The 17,354-nt window shown below is 49.5% G+C and carries 15 protein-coding genes; 7 read left to right on the top strand and 8 right to left on the bottom strand.

Annotation, left to right across the window (positions count from 1 at the left end):
• Window positions 1–121: 121 nt before the first annotated feature.
• Both NY07_RS08690 and NY07_RS08685 read left to right on the top strand, forming a co-directional pair.
• Window positions 122–820, top strand: coding sequence for a sulfotransferase family protein (locus NY07_RS08690; protein ID WP_033538951.1), 699 nt, complete (start codon window positions 122–124; stop codon window positions 818–820).
• A 93-nt stretch (window positions 821–913) separates the two neighbouring features.
• Window positions 914–3,358, top strand: a complete 2,445-nt coding sequence (locus NY07_RS08685) for a helicase-related protein (protein ID WP_033538950.1) — start codon at window positions 914–916, stop codon at window positions 3,356–3,358.
• A gap of 389 nt (window positions 3,359–3,747) precedes the next feature.
• On the opposite strand, the gene mnmE is transcribed toward NY07_RS08685, so the two are convergent.
• The 5 genes from mnmE to rpmH form a co-directional block, all read right to left on the bottom strand.
• Complete coding sequence (gene mnmE, locus NY07_RS08680; RefSeq protein ID WP_033538949.1) at window positions 3,748–5,109, bottom strand: tRNA uridine-5-carboxymethylaminomethyl(34) synthesis GTPase MnmE; 1,362 nt, start codon at window positions 5,107–5,109, stop codon at window positions 3,748–3,750.
• Between the two features lie 104 nt (window positions 5,110–5,213).
• Entirely contained in the window at window positions 5,214–6,842 is a 1,629-nt protein-coding gene (yidC, locus tag NY07_RS08675; protein ID WP_033538948.1) for a membrane protein insertase YidC, read from the bottom strand.
• Between the two features lie 3 nt (window positions 6,843–6,845).
• Window positions 6,846–7,100, bottom strand: a complete 255-nt coding sequence (gene yidD, locus NY07_RS19190) for a membrane protein insertion efficiency factor YidD (protein ID WP_081953798.1) — start codon at window positions 7,098–7,100, stop codon at window positions 6,846–6,848.
• Window positions 7,067–7,423 (bottom strand): ribonuclease P protein component, encoded by a 357-nt coding sequence (gene rnpA / locus NY07_RS08670; protein ID WP_088906014.1) that lies wholly within the window; start codon window positions 7,421–7,423, stop codon window positions 7,067–7,069. The genes yidD and rnpA overlap by 34 nt, the downstream gene beginning before the upstream one ends.
• Window positions 7,424–7,439: 16 nt before the next feature.
• Window positions 7,440–7,577 carry a 50S ribosomal protein L34 gene (gene rpmH / locus NY07_RS19185; RefSeq protein WP_011867659.1) on the bottom strand — a complete coding sequence of 46 codons (138 nt, stop codon included), beginning with the start codon at window positions 7,575–7,577 and terminating at the stop codon, window positions 7,440–7,442.
• 442 nt (window positions 7,578–8,019) lie between these two features.
• On the opposite strand from rpmH, the gene dnaA reads away from it, so the two are divergent.
• The 5 genes from dnaA (at window position 8,020) to NY07_RS08645 (ending at window position 14,971) form a co-directional block, all read left to right on the top strand.
• A complete protein-coding gene (gene dnaA / locus NY07_RS08665; protein WP_033538946.1) occupies window positions 8,020–9,402 on the top strand; it encodes a chromosomal replication initiator protein DnaA in 1,383 nt (460 codons plus the stop codon).
• A 19-nt stretch (window positions 9,403–9,421) separates the two neighbouring features.
• A complete protein-coding gene (gene dnaN, locus NY07_RS08660; protein ID WP_033538945.1) occupies window positions 9,422–10,522 on the top strand; it encodes a DNA polymerase III subunit beta in 1,101 nt (366 codons plus the stop codon).
• A 75-nt stretch (window positions 10,523–10,597) separates the two neighbouring features.
• The gene (gene recF, locus NY07_RS08655; RefSeq protein ID WP_033538944.1) at window positions 10,598–11,680 is read left to right on the top strand and encodes a DNA replication/repair protein RecF; all 1,083 of its coding nucleotides are present in this window, start codon (window positions 10,598–10,600) and stop codon (window positions 11,678–11,680) included.
• 16 nt (window positions 11,681–11,696) lie between these two features.
• Window positions 11,697–14,114 carry a DNA topoisomerase (ATP-hydrolyzing) subunit B gene (gyrB, locus tag NY07_RS08650; RefSeq protein ID WP_033538943.1) on the top strand — a complete coding sequence of 806 codons (2,418 nt, stop codon included), beginning with the start codon at window positions 11,697–11,699 and terminating at the stop codon, window positions 14,112–14,114.
• Between the two features lie 128 nt (window positions 14,115–14,242).
• Complete coding sequence (locus tag NY07_RS08645; protein ID WP_140946843.1) at window positions 14,243–14,971, top strand: hypothetical protein; 729 nt, start codon at window positions 14,243–14,245, stop codon at window positions 14,969–14,971.
• Window positions 14,972–14,986: 15 nt separating this feature from the next.
• On the opposite strand, the gene pxpA is transcribed toward NY07_RS08645, so the two are convergent.
• From pxpA to pxpB, 3 genes are read right to left on the bottom strand one after another with little or no spacing between them, the layout of a single operon-like run.
• Window positions 14,987–15,715, bottom strand: coding sequence for a 5-oxoprolinase subunit PxpA (gene pxpA, locus NY07_RS08640; RefSeq protein ID WP_033538941.1), 729 nt, complete (start codon window positions 15,713–15,715; stop codon window positions 14,987–14,989).
• Window positions 15,705–16,637 (bottom strand): biotin-dependent carboxyltransferase family protein, encoded by a 933-nt coding sequence (locus NY07_RS08635; protein ID WP_033538940.1) that lies wholly within the window; start codon window positions 16,635–16,637, stop codon window positions 15,705–15,707. The genes pxpA and NY07_RS08635 overlap by 11 nt, the downstream gene beginning before the upstream one ends.
• Window positions 16,634–17,293 (bottom strand): 5-oxoprolinase subunit PxpB, encoded by a 660-nt coding sequence (gene pxpB / locus NY07_RS08630; RefSeq protein ID WP_033538939.1) that lies wholly within the window; start codon window positions 17,291–17,293, stop codon window positions 16,634–16,636. The genes NY07_RS08635 and pxpB overlap by 4 nt, the downstream gene beginning before the upstream one ends.
• Window positions 17,294–17,354 lie beyond the last annotated feature (61 nt).

Below are 17,354 nucleotides of genomic sequence, written 5' to 3'. Positions count from 1 at the left end.
CGATATGGTGTTGGCAGCTAAGCTTTACGCTTGATAGTAAACAGGTAAAGGTTGCTAGAGCCTGTTTTCCTGCCTAGGTATTTTAACTATACTGCGCTTCCATTTGTGCCGAGTCATATCTATGAAGTCTCATCAGCCCGTACCGACTACTTATCAAGGAAGACCTGCCACTAAAATCTTCATCATAGGATTGCCTCGAACCGGTACCACCAGCGTAAGTGTTGCCTTGCTGGAGATGGGCCTTAGAGTGGCGCATCAGGCCTTTACCAAACAGGCGGTTATTCTCGCCGATGCCGTTTCCGACGCGCCTTGTTTTAGCGATTATCGACAGCTACATAGCCTGTATCCTGACGCTAAATTTGTTTATCTGGATAGGCCATTAGATGCCTGGGTGCCCTCGATGCAGATGCTGCTGAGCCGAATGCTGGTGCATCTGGATCAAGGGCGAGGGCGGTTTCATCCTCTGCTTAAGCGCAGTTTTGACTATACCTTTGGTATCTATCGAGTAGCTGATCCTATGGATGCAGAGCATCTAAAGACTTGCTATCAGGTGCATAAGCAGCAGGTGTTTGAGTTTTTTCATCAAAGCCAGGCGTTTACACAGCAGTTTCTGAGTTTGCAGCTGGATCAGCCCCAGAGTTTATCTCGCTTAGCTAGCTTCATTGGTGTGGATATTGCGGTAGCCAGCTCTGAGTCTGAATTTCCGCATCTCAATCGAGGACGAAATGTGGCCAGCTGGGATGAATATAAGCATGAGCTAAAGATCAACAGTAACCTGGCCGGGCCTGAAAATCGCAAGTATTTCAATTACAAGATCTAGTTTATATCAGCGATGGCTTAATTAATGTCGTTTTCGTTTTGGGCCCGCTGCGGGTTATGATCCCCGGGTGTAAATTTACCGACAACAGTTGCCATGACGAGTTTATCTCTACCAATCGATACCCTCTACGCAGAGTTTAAAGCTGCCTATCCTAGCCATCATCTGGTGATCGAATCTGATACGGGATCGGGTAAATCGACACGTCTGCCATTGTGGTGCGCCGAACCGGACGTGCAGGGTAAACGCCCCAGAGTATTAGTGGTGGAGCCTCGGCGGGTAGCCTGTTTGGCACTGGCTGAATATGTACAAGGCTTGACTGATTTAAAAGTAGGGTACGCCATTCGTTTCGATTGTACTGTGACACTAGATACTCAGATAGTCTTCGTGACACCAGGGATTGCTTTGCGCTGGTTGTCTGGGGATATGGCCGGACTTGGTGAATTCGATACCCTGATGATTGATGAGTTTCATGAGCGGCGTTGGGACACAGATCTGCTGCTGGCATTGCTAAAACATCGCGATCGCCACCGGCTACTATTGACCTCTGCAACCCTGTCAGGCGAGGTGTTGTGTAATTATCTATCTGATAATAAACACGTTAATGCTATTTGTCTGCAGACGCAAGGCAAGAGGTTTCACGTGGAACTTAGGTATCTGGCGAGCGAGAGTCACCATCTGCCGGATATTCGGGGTCTAGAGGAGCGCCTTGTTGTTGCCCTGAAGCAGGCCTTGCAAGATACCCAAGGGGATATACTGGTTTTCCTGCCAGGTAAACGCGAGATCACGGCGGCAATACACAAGTGTCGTGGGCCATTGGGCGAACTGGACGAGCAGATAAGTTTGTTAGCTCTTCATGGCAGCATAGGGGCCGAAGAGCAGGTCCAAGTATTGCGGGCGAGCAGCAGTAGGCGGGTGATCTTTGCGACCAATATAGCCGAAACTTCATTAACGATTCCCGGTATTACAGGGGTGATAGATTCGGGGCTGGAGCGCCGTACTCATCAACGTAATGGCCGAACGGTTTTGTCTTTATCTCACATTTCAAAGGCCAGTAGCGAACAACGTATGGGACGCGCTGGGCGAACCCAGGTGGGTCTGTGCATTCGGCTATGGGGCAAGGCGGCTCCTTTACTGGCTGCTACGCCACCCGAGTTACAACGGGAGGAGTTAGTTGAGCCTATGTTGGCCGCTGCCTGCGCCGGTGCCGAATTGGCACAGCTGGATTTTGTTGACCCTCTGCCGGCTAAGTCACTGGAAAAGGCGAGTGCCAAGTTAATGCTTATTGGTGCGTTAGATCAGCTGGGACGGGTGACTTCCCATGGTCAGCGCCTGTTTCCACTGCCTATCGATACCCAGTTTGCTCACCTTATCAGTGTGATGCCTGATGGGGATTGCCTGGATTTGATGATAGATCTTGCCGCCGCGCTGACGACGCCTGGACAGTTTTATCGTCTGCCGAAAGATGAGGCAGAGAGATTAACCTTGTTGCAGTGGGAGCCTTTTGGCTGCGATGCCTATACCTTGATTAAGCTTCTGCGTTGCCATGATGACGAAATTCCTCTGGTGGAGCTCAATCTGCAAGCCATTGAAGAGGCCAGGCGACTCGCTAAACAGATCCGCGCGGCACTGGAATGTCCGTCACTCCCTAAGGCTGACTTGAGCGATCCTTTGCTTAGACGCACCTGGGCGATTGCCGTGATGCAGGCTCTGCCCGAATTGGCCTTTATTTGCCGACTCAAGCGAGACAATGCCTTAGGCAATGGGATAAGTGAGGTATTGATTGCTCGGGAATCCCGCTTTCACCTGCCGCAAGATGGTGTGACTCTCCCCATTGCTGCCCTGGTATTTGATCAACATGCGACGCCGGGTCGAGGAGTAAAACAAACTCTTAATCTGGCACTCTGTATGGCTCCCGTCGATAAATCATGGCTCTTGGCTGCGGGGCTAGGACAAGATCGCGTAACCGAGCAATTGAGCTTGGATGAGGTATGTGTCGAACGTGTTTATGCCGGTCGGGTGCTTGAAGTTCGTAGCGAGAGAGTCGAGCCACAGAATGTCATTCAGGCCATGATCACCAGCATAGCCGAGGGCTTGGTTTTTCCTGGGATAGCCGAAGCCGTGCGCCAAGATATCGATGCCTGGAATATCTGGGTTAAGCTTGGTGGCTATGAGGAGGCTAAAGCAGCAGGGATTTGCTTGGCAAGTCCAGATATTGTTGTCTTTGAAGAATTCTTAGCTCATCGGCTCTCGACTCTTGGCGTCGAGTCTATTGCGGATTTTGAGCTGATAGAAGCAGAGGATCTTCAGTTTGAAGGGATCCCTGATTGGCTCAGGCAAGAGTTTGATCAGGCTTATCCTCGTGAAGTTATACTGTCGGATCTTAGGATGAGTGTGAGCTATCAGGTGAAGGGCAGATGGGTAGAGTTAACTTACCTTAGTGGTCAGCGAAAATCTGGGCCAAAACGCTGGGAACTGCCACGCTGGCAGGGATGGCGGGTAAGGTATAAGAAGGCCAGTCGTGTCATAGATGTTGTGTAAGGATGAGATCCCAGTCGATCGCGCTAAAAAATAACGAGATGGTTTTGAGTATAACTTTTTTGATTCGATCGCTTTACGGGATCCAAATTTAGCAGATGTTAAGATATACCTAACTTAAAATAAATAAAAAACAACAACTTATAGCGTTTAATGAGTTATGCACCAATTTTGATCGCAAAGTGGATTACTTGTTGATATCTCTGTTGATTAATTCGATCGCCATCTTGGATGTTTATGCACCAATATGAGGAAAGATCCCGCAGCGATCTTAGGTTTGGTGTTTAAAAAATATATAGGTAAGGCGCAAAATAGCGCTGGTGCTGATACTGAGGTAAGGGCGCTTCTAATGACTGTTTGAAAAGCGCCCTTTAATAGTGCAATAGATATGCTTATTTGCCGATACAGAAGGAGCCAAAAATTTTGCCTAGTAGATCATCTGAAGTGAACTTACCCGTGATTTCTGATAAGGCGAGTTGACACATACGCAGCTCCTCTGCCAGGAGCTCACCCGCTTGATACACCTCTAACTGTTCCTGTCCCAAGGTGAGATGACTCGCAGCGAGTTCCAGTGCCTCGAGATGGCGACGACGGGCAATAAAGCCGCCTTCTAAATTACTCTGATATCCCATTAGCGACTTAAGGTGTGCCTTGAGTTCATCGACACCCGAGCCTGTCTTGGCTGACAAACGAAACACCTTGTGGCCCTGTTCATCTGTGGCATCTAAGGCTTCTCCAGTAAGATCCGCCTTGTTGCGCACCACGGTAACCCCCAGATTTTTTGGGAGACGATCGATAAAATCTGGCCAGATATCATGAGGATCGACAGCATCTGTGGTGGTGCCATCAACCATGAAGAGTACCTGATCGGCGGTTTCTATCTCTGCCCAGGCCCGTTCGATACCTATCTGCTCAACTGTGTCAGTGGTGTCGCGTAGGCCAGCCGTATCTATGATGTGCAGTGGCATGCCATCGAGATGAATATGCTCACGTAACACGTCGCGAGTGGTACCAGCTATCTCGGTGACAATGGCTGATTCTTTACCGGCCAGGGCATTGAGCAGGCTGGATTTTCCTGCGTTAGGGCGACCGGCAATCACCACCTTCATTCCTTCGCGAATAATGGCGCCCTGCTTGGCACTGGACTGTACCGAATCTAATTTATGGATGATCTTGCTAAGTGAAGCGGCAATTTTACCGTCGGAGAGAAAATCGACCTCCTCGTCAGGAAAGTCTATCGCGGCTTCCACGTAGAGACGCAAATTGGTGACCTGATCCACCAGCTCATGTACCTGGGTGGAAAACTCGCCCTGAAGTGAATTGAGGGCGCTCTTGGCGGCTTGTTCGCTGGTAGCGTCAATCAGATCGGCAATGGCCTCTGCCTGGGTGAGATCCAGCTTGTCATTCATAAAGGCCTGCTCACTAAACTCCCCTGGCTTGGCAATGCGTACACCGTCGACATCCATGACCCGATTGATCAGCATGTCGAGGACGATTTGGCCTCCGTGTCCCTGAAGCTCGAGAACATCTTCACCGGTAAAGGAGTTGGGTCCTTTGAAAAACAGGGCTATGCCTTGGTCTATCACTTCGCCATTTGCGCCTTTAAAGTCACAGTAGTCGGCATAGCGTACCTTGGGAAGGTGCCCTAGTACCGCCATAGCCACCTCGCTGGCCCTATCGCCTGAGACCCTAATGATACCTACGCCGCCACGTCCGGGTGCGGTTGCTTGTGCCACGATAGTATCTGTCGTCATTACTCTGTTTCCTGCGCTGATGGAGTGAAAGCTGTCTTTATTAAAAAGCAAAAAGCGGTCAATACTGAGTATCCGACCGCTTTTTCATTAGTTGGAGTTAGAGGTTATTTTAACCCTTTTTTCTCCAAACCGGCATAGATGATCTTCTGCTGGGTAATGGCCACTAAGTTACCGACCAACCAGTAAAGTACCAGACCTGCTGGGAACCAGAGGAAGAAGACAGTAAAGATAACTGGCATCCACTGCATCATTTTCACCTGCATTGGGTCCATAGTCGGTGCCATTGGCTGCATCTTTTGCATCAGGAACATAGATACACCCATCAGCAGCGGCAGTACATAGTAAGGATCTTGTACCGACAAGTCGGTGATCCATAGCATGAATGGCGCGTGACGTAGCTCATAGCTTTCTAGCAGTACCCAGTAGAGTGCAATGAAGATAGGCATCTGTAGCAAGATAGGTAGACAGCCACCCATAGGGTTCACTTTCTCTTTCTTGTACAGTTCCATCATGGCTTGACCCATCTTCTGACGGTCATCACCGAAGCGCTCTTTCATATCCTGCAGCTTAGGCTGTAGGTTGCGCATCTTGGCCATAGAGGTGTACTGCGCCTTGGTGAGCGGGTACAAAAAGCCACGCACGGTCAGAGTGATCAGGATAATTGCCACACCCCAGTTACCCACGAAAGATTGATAGAACATCAATAGCCAGTGAATAGGGATAGCCAGCCACCATAGGAAACCGTAATCCACTACTAAGTTCAGTGACTCAGAGATGGCCGATAGGGCTTCTTGATCCTTAGGACCTACGTAGAACTGAGCGCCAATGGTTTGTTGTGTGCCAGGAGCAATATCATACACGGCGCCGCGGAAACCGATATTGGCTAGGCCACCGGCACTTACGCTAGAGAAGATAGTGTTTTGATCGTTTTCTGGTGGCACCCAAGCCGACACGAAGTAGTGTTGTAGCATTGCTGCCCAACCGCCTAAGGTCTTCTTGTCCAGGTTCTTATCAGCCATATCTTCGAAGCTGTACTTCTCGTAGCGGGTATCGGCTGTTGAGAAGGCGGCACCGCGATAAGTCGGCATCATCATGCTGCTTTCGCTTTTCTTGATGCTGTGCTTGATCTGACCATACATCTGTACCTGCAACTGCTCGGCTGAGGTATTGTTGATGCGGTAATCGACGCCAATATCAAATTTGCCACGGTGTAGCGTAAAGACTTTAGTGTAGGTCACACCATTGTCGGCAACATAGGTCAGCGGCACTTCTAGGGTATCTTGGCCATCGGCAAGGGTATAGGTCTGAGCCTGGCTTGCAAAATGGGCACGTCCCTTACTGCTGCTGTCGATACCGTTACGGCCGATAAGACCACTCTGAGAGATATAGAAGATATCATTGGTTTGCTGTAGCAAAACAAATGGGTCTTCTTTATCTTCTTCTAACTTGTGACGAACCAAGGCCGAATAAACGATATCACCGCCCACTGGGTTAATTTTCAACACCAGTTGGTCAGTCGTTACGGTAATGAGTTCTTTAGAGGCTGTAACTGCTTCTGGAAGGGCAGCATCGGCATCAGGAACATCAGCACTGTGTGAATCTGTGACGGTTGAAGCTACAACTGAAGATTCAGTGGCAACGGGTTGCGGATTTTTGTCTGTTTGCCATTGCTGCCACAGCAAAAAGCTGACAAAAAGCAGACCGATGAGCAATATATTGCGTTGAGATTCCATAGCCTATTTATTACACCTGTTATTTTTTGGGGGGACGGGATCTTCTCCGCCCGGATGTAAAGGGTGACATTTTAATACGCGTTTCCCTGCAAACCAACTCCCTTTCACAAATCCATGCAATCGAATCGCTTCGAGTGCGTAATTGGAACATGTGGGATGAAAACGGCACTTGGGCCCTAGTATAGGGCTGATAAAGATTTGATAGCCACGAATCAGCTTGGTGGCTAGCCATTGTAACGGCGACTGAGTTTGCGCCATAACTTCTCTACCAGTTTGTGCAATGCTGCATTGTCCATATCCAATACGCCGTTTCTGACGAGCACAACAATATCAAGCGGCGGTAATTCGTGTTGGTGCAAACGAAAATTGTCGCGAATGATACGTTTAATTCTGTTGCGCTGATTGGCTCGCTTAACATAACGCTTAGCAACAGTTAATCCAATACGAGGATGCTGTAGCTCATTGGGGATGGCAAGTAAGGTTATTTCAGCAGAAGAAGCTTTGATGGGATTGGAGAATACAGATTTGAATTGCGCGGGAGTTAACAGACGTAACTCCCGCGTAAAGGTATAGCTGGTCACTTGCATTTCTACTTAATTAAGCAGAAAGACGAGCGCGACCTTTTGCACGACGACGTGCGATGACCTTACGGCCACCAACAGTAGCCATACGAGCGCGGAAGCCGTGAGAACGCTTGCGCTTCAGGTTGCTAGGTTGAAAAGTACGTTTACTCATTATGGCAATCCGTCTTTGTTAGGTGAATAAACCTTATCCCTATAAAAGAGGTAAGGGCAAAAAAGAGGCCGAATTGTAATCACTTTAGTTAAGCCCGTCAACATGCAAAACCGTTAAGTGAGTAAAATCTGCCTGTAAATCTTCTTATCAAGTTGTCCATATACACTATCTAGTGTGGATAACTCTGTGAATGGCCACTACATCTTGTGGATCTAGTGATCATTAGCCTGATCGAAGGTCGCTAATTATAGATCGATCTGGATCGCTTAATAAAGCTGAGTTTGCAGCTTTATCAGATTATTTTGATCGATGAGGATCGTTAGGGATCTGTGTAAAGAAATAAAGATGATCTTACTGGGGATAAATCCATTTAAAGGATAGCGATCCTAGTGATCTCACTATAGAATACACCTCTTTTGTATGATCTTTTGGGGATAAGTACGTGGCGGTTTCACTTTGGCAGCAATGTATCGGACGACTACAAGACGAGCTTTCCGCTCAGCAATTTAGTATGTGGATCAGACCGTTACAAGCCGAAATGGACGGGGATACTCTAGTGCTTTACGCACCGAATCGATTCGTGCTCGATTGGGTGAGAGACAAGTACCTGAATACTATCAATCAGTTCTTCACCGAGCAGATGGGTAGCGAAGCGCCCAAGCTGCGTTTCGATATTGGTAGCCGACCTGCGAGTAAACCAGTAGCACAAACTGCCTCAGTTAAAAGCCCTGCTAAGCCTGCGGCCAGCAAGTCGCACAGTGCGCCGTCATTTAATACCAATGAACCTGCGACGACGGTTAACCACAGAAGCAATATGAACCCGACTTATCAGTTTGATAACTTTGTCGAGGGTAAGTCTAACCAGCTGGGTAAGGCGGCTGCATTACAGGTGTCTGAAAACCCTGGTGGTGCCTATAACCCCCTGTTTCTCTATGGTGGAACCGGTTTAGGTAAGACACATCTATTGCACGCTGTTGGTAATGGCATCATTAAGAACAAGCCAGATGCCAAGGTGGTCTATATGCACTCTGAGCGTTTCGTGCAGGATATGGTGAAGGCGCTACAGAATAATGCGATCGAAGAGTTCAAACGCTATTACCGTAGCGTCGATGCATTGTTTATCGATGATATTCAGTTCTTTGCCAACAAAGACAGATCCCAGGAAGAGTTTTTCCATACCTTTAATGCCTTATTAGAAGGCAATCATCAGATCATCTTGACCTCAGATCGCTATCCTAAAGAGATCGATGGCGTGGAAGATCGCCTTAAGTCTCGCTTCGGTTGGGGATTAACGGTAGCTATCGAGCCGCCCGAGTTAGAAACCCGTGTGGCTATTTTGATGCGTAAGGCACAAGAGAGTGGTATCAACCTGCCCGATGAAGTGGCCTTCTTTATTGCCAAGCGCCTGCGCTCGAACGTGCGTGAATTGGAAGGGGCATTGAATCGCGTTATTGCCAACGCTAACTTTACCGGTCGTCCGATCACTATCGATTTTGTACGTGAAGCCTTAAGAGATCTCTTGGCTCTACAAGAAAAATTGGTCACTATAGACAATATTCAGAAAACCGTAGCTGAATACTACAAGATCAAGATGGCCGACATGCTGTCTAAACGCCGCTCACGCAGTGTTGCCAGACCAAGACAGATGGCGATGGCATTGTCGAAAGAGTTAACTAACCAGAGTTTGCCTGAGATTGGCGATGCCTTTGGTGGCCGTGATCACACGACAGTGCTGCATGCATGTCGCAAAATTGCACAGCTACGTGAAGAAAGTCATGACATTAAAGAAGATTATGCTAACTTAATCCGTACGTTATCTTCATAAATCTGGGAAATTGAAACTGATGAAATTTTCAATTGATAGGGATGCCCTATTAAAGCCGCTTCAACTCGTGAGTGGAGCGGTGGAGAGACGACATAACTTACCTATTCTGGCAAACCTTTTAGTTGAAGTAAGTGGTCACTCACTTAAGTTGACCGGTACAGATTTAGAGGTCGAATTAGTCGGCCAGGCTCAACTACAAGGCGAAGTGCAAGAGGGACGTACCACAGTCCCCGCCAAGAAATTTCTCGATATCGTTAAATCCCTTCCCGATCAGGTTGAACTCAAGATAGAGCAGCAAGAAAATCGTCTGCTACTACGTTCGGGCCGCAGCCGTTTTACTTTAGCGACCCTGCCAGCGGAGGAGTATCCCAATGTCGATGCCTTCCAGGCGGATATCGAATTTACCCTCAAGCAGGGCACCTTAAAGTCGCTGATCGATGCTACCCAGTTCTCCATGGCGAACCAAGATGTACGCTATTATCTCAATGGTTTGTTGCTTGAAACCGAAGGCAACGTGCTGCGCGCTATTGCCACCGACGGCCACCGCCTGGCATTGAGCCACCGCATGGTGGAAGACTCCTTGCCTGAGAAGCAGGTGATCGTGCCTCGTAAAGGGGTACTCGAACTTCAACGTCTGTTTGAAGGGGAAGATCTGGATGTCACCCTGGCAATCGGTGAAAACGCGATTCGCGCCACGACTCAAAGCGCCGTGTTTACCAGTAAGCTGGTGGATGGTCGTTTCCCAGACTATCGTCGTGTGCTGCCTAAGGGCGGTGACAAGGTGGTTATCGCCAGTCGTAACCAGCTTAAGCAAGCCTTGCTGCGCGCCTCAATCCTCTCGAATGAGAAGTTCCGTGGCGTACGCGTTCAGTTGGAGCAGAATCTGATTAAGATCACCGCTAACAACCCAGAGCAAGAAGAAGCGGAAGAGATTCTCGATATCGAATATGACAATACACCATTGGAAATTGGTTTTAACGTCAGCTACTTGCTCGACGTGCTTAACAACCTGCCGTCCGATGATGTGCGTATTACCCTTATCGATGGTAACTCCAGTGCCTTGATTGAAAACCACGTCGAAGAAGATTCGATGTATGTCGTCATGCCTATGAGACTCTAGTGTCTGTCTGCACGCCTGATTTTGCGTTAGGCGTGCACCTTCTTCGATGGCTCAGGCCATCTCCACGAGTATTTGATGAGTCTATCTCGCCTTCATATCGATTCATTTCGTAATATCGCCAGTGCTCAGTTGCAACTCGGCGATGGTCTGAATCTTATCTACGGCCAAAATGGCAGCGGCAAGACCAGTGTCCTCGAAGCCATCTATTTTCTGGGCATGGGGCGCTCCTTTCGCAGTCATCTGTCTCAGAGGGTGATTAAGAGCGATCAGGATCAACTGACGCTGTTTGCCAACCTAGAGTCGGGTGACCAAGAAACCAAGATCGGCCTGCGTCGTTATCGCTCGGGTGAAACCGAAGTCAAAATGAACGGTGATAGAGTGAAGCGACTGTCGACTTTGGCCGAAACTTTACCCATACAAGTGATCACGCCGGAGAGTTTTTCGTTGCTTTTTGAGGGGCCAAAATCGCGCCGGCAGTTTATTGACTGGGGTGCCTTCCATACCGACAAGAGCTTCTATAGTGCCTGGGCGAATGTTAGGCGGATTTTAAAGCATAGAAATCAGATGCTTAAAAGCGAAACCCCCTATCAGCAAATTCAGTTTTGGGATAAGGAATTAGTGCGTTACGCCGAAATCGTGACGGATATACGAAAGCGATATGTAGGCTCGTTAAATGAACGACTTAAGGGTATAATCGAAGAGTTTTTACCTCAGGTAGATGTTAAGGTTTCCTTTACCCGAGGTTGGGATAGCAAAACTGATTATCAGTCCCTGTTACAGGCGCAATATCCCAGGGATTTAGCGGCAGGACACACGGCCAGTGGTCCCCATAAGGCTGACCTGAGATTAAGGGTCGGAACGCTGCCGGTACAAGATGCCTTATCCCGCGGACAATTAAAGTTGCTCGTGTGCGCACTGCGTATTGCACAGGGAAAGTTGCTCAAACAACAAATAGATAAAAACAGTATTTATCTGGTGGATGATTTGCCATCAGAGTTGGATGCTAGGCACAGGAAACTCTTGCTGCAGCAGCTAAGCGATACAGGCGCGCAAGTATTTGTGACCGCTATCGAGCCTGCGGCAATAATGGATTCGTTAAACACGCCACCCGTTAAGGTGTTCCATGTGGAACAAGGGCGTGTAACGGTAATTGAATAACCGACGAGAGAATAATATGTCAGAGAATAGTTACGATTCTTCGAGTATTAAGGTACTAAAAGGCCTTGATGCGGTACGGAAGAGACCTGGGATGTATATTGGCGACACCGACGATGGTACGGGTCTGCATCACATGGTGTTCGAAGTGGTCGATAACTCTATCGATGAGGCGTTAGCGGGCCACTGTAATGACGTGATCATTACTATCCATGCCGACGGTTCAGTATCGGTAAAGGATGACGGACGTGGTATTCCGGTTGCTATTCACCCTGAAGAGGGGGTTTCGGCGGCTCAGGTCATTATGACGGTACTGCATGCTGGCGGTAAGTTCGATGATAACTCTTATAAGGTATCCGGTGGTCTACACGGCGTGGGTGTTTCAGTGGTTAACGCCCTGTCTGAAAAGCTACAGTTAACCATTCGTCGTGAAGGTAAACTGTATGAGCAGTTCTATACCATGGGTGAGCCAGATGAGCCGATCAAAGAGATAGGCGACGCGACCAATACAGGTACTGAAATTCGTTTCTGGCCAAGCAGCCAGACCTTCTCGGATGTCGAGTTCCACTTCGATATTCTGGCTAAGCGTGTACGCGAGCTGTCATTCCTGAACTCAGGTGTTGGTATTCGCCTGGTCGACGAGCGCGACAACAAGGATGAATTCTTCAAGTACGAAGGCGGTATCAGTGCCTTTGTTGATTACCTCAATATTAACAAAACGCCGGTAAACAAAGAGATCTTCCACTTCGTACAAGAACGTGAAGATGGTATTACCGTTGAAGTTGCGATGCAGTGGAACGATGGCTTCCAGGAAAATATTTTCTGTTTCACCAACAACATTCCTCAGCGTGATGGTGGTACCCACCTGGCGGGCTTCCGCAGTGCGCTGACGCGTAACCTAAATACTTATATGGACCGCGAAGGTTTCAATAAGAAAGGCAAAACCAGCGCGACAGGCGATGATGCTCGTGAAGGTTTGACTGCGGTTATTTCGGTTAAGGTGCCAGATCCTAAGTTCAGCTCTCAGACCAAAGACAAGCTGGTTTCCAGTGAGGTTAAGACGGCTGTAGAGCAGACCATGGGCGAAAAGCTAGGTGACTACCTGCTTGAGAATCCTAACGAGGCTAAGCTGATTGTCGGTAAGATCATCGACGCGGCTCGCGCCCGTGAAGCGGCCCGTAAGGCCCGTGAAATGACTCGTCGTAAAGGCGCTTTAGATTTAGGTGGTCTGCCGGGTAAGCTGGCGGATTGCCAAGAGAAAGACCCAGCGCTTTCTGAAATTTACATAGTGGAGGGTGACTCTGCGGGTGGTAGTGCCAAGCAGGGTCGTAACCGTAAGAACCAGGCGATTCTGCCGCTTAAGGGTAAGATCCTTAACGTGGAGAAAGCCCGTTTCGATAAGATGCTCTCTTCACAAGAGGTTGCGACGCTTATCACCGCATTAGGCTGTGGCATCGGTCGCGATGAATATGATCCCGATAAGACGCGTTACCATAACATCGTTATCATGACCGATGCTGACGTCGACGGCTCGCACATTCGTACCTTGCTGTTGACCTTCTTCTTCCGTCAAATGCCTGAGCTTATCGAGCGTGGTTATGTGTTTATCGCCCAGCCACCGCTGTATAAGGTGAAGAAAGGTAAGCAGGAGCAGTATCTGAAGGATGATCCGGCGCTGACCGAATACCTGACGAACTTGGCGTTGGACGGTGGTGAGATCCATCCGTCACAAGATGCTCCGGCCATGTCTGGTGCGCCACTCGAAAAGCTGGTCTACCAGTACCGTGAGGTAGAAGCGATTTTCGATCGTCTTGAGCAGCGTTTCCCTATCATGTTGACTGAGCGCATGTTGTATCAGCCTGGCTTAACCAGTGACATTCTGGCCGACGAGGCCAAGGTGAAGCAGTGGTGTGATAACTATGTGGCAGCATTGAAAGAGGCCGAATCGGGTGGCTTTATCTTTAGCGCCGAGGCGTTCCTCGACCCTGAGCGTCAGGTCTATCTGCCTAAGATCACCATTCGTAAGCATGGTATCGATACCCACTACTTGTTCTCATACGACTTCTTACAGTCGAGTGATTATCAGCGCATGACCAGCCTGGCTAACGCCTTGGAAGGTTTGATCGAAGAGGGTGGCTATGTGAAGCGCGGTGAGCGCATAAAAGAGGTTACCTCATTTGTCGAGGCACTGGATTGGTTGATGAATGATTCTAAGCGTGGTCTTTATATTCAGCGCTACAAAGGATTGGGTGAGATGAACCCTGAGCAATTATGGGAAACCACCATGGATCCAGAGTCACGTCGTATGCTAAGAGTGACCATCGAAGATGCCATCGGCGCCGATCAGCTATTCACCTGCTTGATGGGTGATCAGGTTGAGCCGCGTCGCGACTTCATCGAATCTAACGCCCTGAACGTGGCTAACCTGGACGTATAACAGGCGATTAAGATTTATTCAAAACCCCGGATATTTCCGGGGTTTTTTGTATTTGAGTCATCACTTTACATATTGTGGTCAGGCGTTTAGCTTAAGATAAATTATTGGCTGCGAAATGGATATCAAGGATGAAAGGAATATACCTAGGATGGGGACTGCTGTGTATATTGGGGCTTGCCTGGTTACTGGGTACATGGGCAAACCACGATAAGCCCCTTACCGCATATATCGATAGCCAATCCTACGCTTCTCAAACAGCTGGCGAGTCAATGTCGGTCGCTAGTGGTCAGGTTAAACCCGCTCACTCGCCAGGGCAAACATCGGTAGCAAGCCTTGAGAGTGAACAAAAGCTTGGCACAATCGATAACCTGGACAGCGAGACGCCTGCGACCAGTACCGAGTTCGACATTGCCAGCATTGAACCCTTTAAGATAACGTCATCTCACGCTGACTATGCCGATCTCCTACGTCAGTATCGGCGTGAAGCTGGTCCTTTTATGCGAGATGGTACAGCTTATCTCTATTTTGAAAATGAGGGAGATCCCTATTTTCTGGCCTCTCCGCCTGAGTATAACGCCCTGATGTTGGATGACCCTGATCAGCTTATGGAGCTTAAGGTCGAGGAATTTAACCAGAGCGATGGCGAGTATGCTGATAATTGGGGTGGCGATTTTAGTGAGTTAAGAGTCAGTTATCACTATTGTAAGCAGGATGCTTGTCTGCTGAGGGCAAATCACGACTCTGTGACCTTTCTTCGAGACTATGTTGATCGCTACCAGCAGAGCCATCCCGAGTTAGAGATAACAGGCGTTTCCACCGCCAGTGGCGATCTCTTGCTTATTTACCATAAACGCTGAGTCGTCTCTTTTGGCTCATTGTTGCACGTAAGAGCGGATCAGCTTTGCAAACCTCAGCGCTTCTTGATTGTCTCCATGTAGACAAAGGCTGGTGGCAGAGCATGGAATGGTCTCGCCAGTGATGGCGGTCAGTTGGCGCCGCTCTATTATGGCGCTAACCTGAGCCAGCATCTTATCTGCATCATGCAATACCGCGCCTGGCTGTGAACGGGGGGCCAGGGTGCCATCGGCCAGGTAGCTTCTATCGGCAAAGGCTTCCTCTATTACCTCTATACCAGCGGCTTTGGCCTGTTCCACCAATGGGCTACCGGCGAGAATCATCAGTTTGAGTCTGGGGTCGATAGCTTTTATCACCTTTATGATAATTTGGCCCAGAGCCTTATTGTTAGCGGCGTCGTTATACAGGGCTCCATGGGGCTTAATATGGGTCAGTTTTATGCTTAAATCATCGCACAGGGCCTTTAAGATGCTAATTTGCTGGTGGAGTGTGGCGTACAGCGCCTCGGGTGAGAGTGTCATCGAGATTCGGCCAAAGTGTTCTCTGTCAGGATAGCTGGGGTGGGCGCCGACATTGACACCATACTGCTTGGCTAGTAATAAGGTACGGCGCATGGATTGGGTATCGCCGGCATGACCGCCACAGGCGATATTGGCCGAAGATATCAACGGCATAAGCGCCTCATCTTGTGTGCCCCCTTCGCCGAGATCGGCATTGAGGTCTATTTTGAGTGGATTAACTGCCATCCATTGCCCTCGCTAAACGATAGAAATAGTGTTGCCATTCCAGATTCGCCTCTTCCACCTGGTTCGGACTCACATGCTGAAAACTCACCTTTTGACCGCCTCGACATTGCGCTAGTTTCCATCTGTCTGCCTCGATCACCACCGCCATTCTGGGATAGCCACCACTGGTTTGTGCGTCGGCCTGAAGCACTATGGGTTGGCCACCAGGTGGAACCTGAACTGCGCCCGGCAATACGGCGTGGGAGCGTAAACTCAGGTTTTTAGCCGAGGTGAGAGCCTGACCATCGAGTCGAGTCCCCATACGATCACTCTGTTGCGACACTGTCCAGCTATGATGCCAGAAGGCTTTGCGATCTTGGTCGCTAAAGCGGGTCATTTCCGGCCCGGGTAGGGCGCGTAATATCCCATCATTGGCCCTTTGTACCGCGCCCACCGGGCGGCTGAAACCGGCTTCGGTTGCTGGGTTTAACGCCAGCACGTCCCCAGACATGAGTGGTCTGCCCTGATGACCGCCAAATTGACCGGCCAAAAAAGTGCCGCATCCGCCAAGGACGCTAGGGACTTGAATACCACCGAGTACGGCGAGGTAGCCCCACACACCTTGCTTGGGGCCGCGTATGGTTAAGCGTTCCCCCGGGTTAATGCGCCCACGCCAACCGTTCCACAAGGGGCGCGAGTCTATGTTGGCTTCGAAGGGGGCGCCGCACAGGGCAACCCAACTCGGGATGTCGAAGACGAGTTCATACACGCCTGAGGACAACTCTATGCCAGCGGCGGTGTTATCATTGCCTAGTAGACGATTGGCGAGTATCAAGGCAAATCTATCCATGGCGCCACCACTTGGGATACCTAGGTGCCCCTGTCCCTGCCTGCCGAGATCTTGAATGCTGGCCAGTCCACTAACTTGAGCGAGCCTTATCATAGACAGATCTCCTTTGCCTGGAAGCGAACGATATCGCCGGGAGCGAGTAGGCAGGGGATATCACTAAGGGGATCGAACAGCGGCGTTTGGGTTTGACCTATGAGCTGCCAGCCGCCTGGGCTGGCTAAAGGGTAGACCCCCGTCTGTTCGCCGCCGATGCCAACTGAGCTTGCTGGGATCTTTAGCCTGGGGGTTGCCAGCCTAGGGGTATGTAGCGCGTGCGGGAGACCTTCAAGATAGGCAAATCCAGGCTGAAAACCAATGAAGAACACCTTGTAGCTGGCCAGGGTGTGCAGGTGAACGACCTCTTCGGGGGTGATGTCATGATATTGAGCGACCTTGATAAGATCGGGGCCAAACTCACCCCCATAGCTTACCGGTAGTGTGACGGTTTGTGGCTCAAAGGCTGTGTCTGGTGCCCGTTGCCAAAGCTCATCGAGTTTGGCCTTGACAGATTTGAGCTGCCCGGGTTCTTTAACCACCAGTGTCAGGTTGTTCATCCCTGGAATGACTTCTAGCAATCTGTTGTCGAGGCGCAGCTCTGTGGCTAACCAGCACAACTTGGCTTGTAGCTCCCAAGATAGGGGCTCGAGGGGGGAGGGATCTAATACGAGAGCGCGTTCGCCTAGGGGATAGATTTGAGTCTGTAACGCCACAACTTAACCTGCGAGTGAATATGATGGATTTAGTCTAACCAGCTTGCGTCGCAATAGCCAT

Origin of the sequence: Shewanella sp. ECSMB14101 (assembly GCF_000773485.1) — a bacterium.
In the GTDB taxonomy this organism is placed as follows: domain Bacteria; phylum Pseudomonadota; class Gammaproteobacteria; order Enterobacterales; family Shewanellaceae; genus Shewanella; species Shewanella marisflavi.
This window is presented reverse-complemented; position numbering and strand designations above follow the sequence as displayed.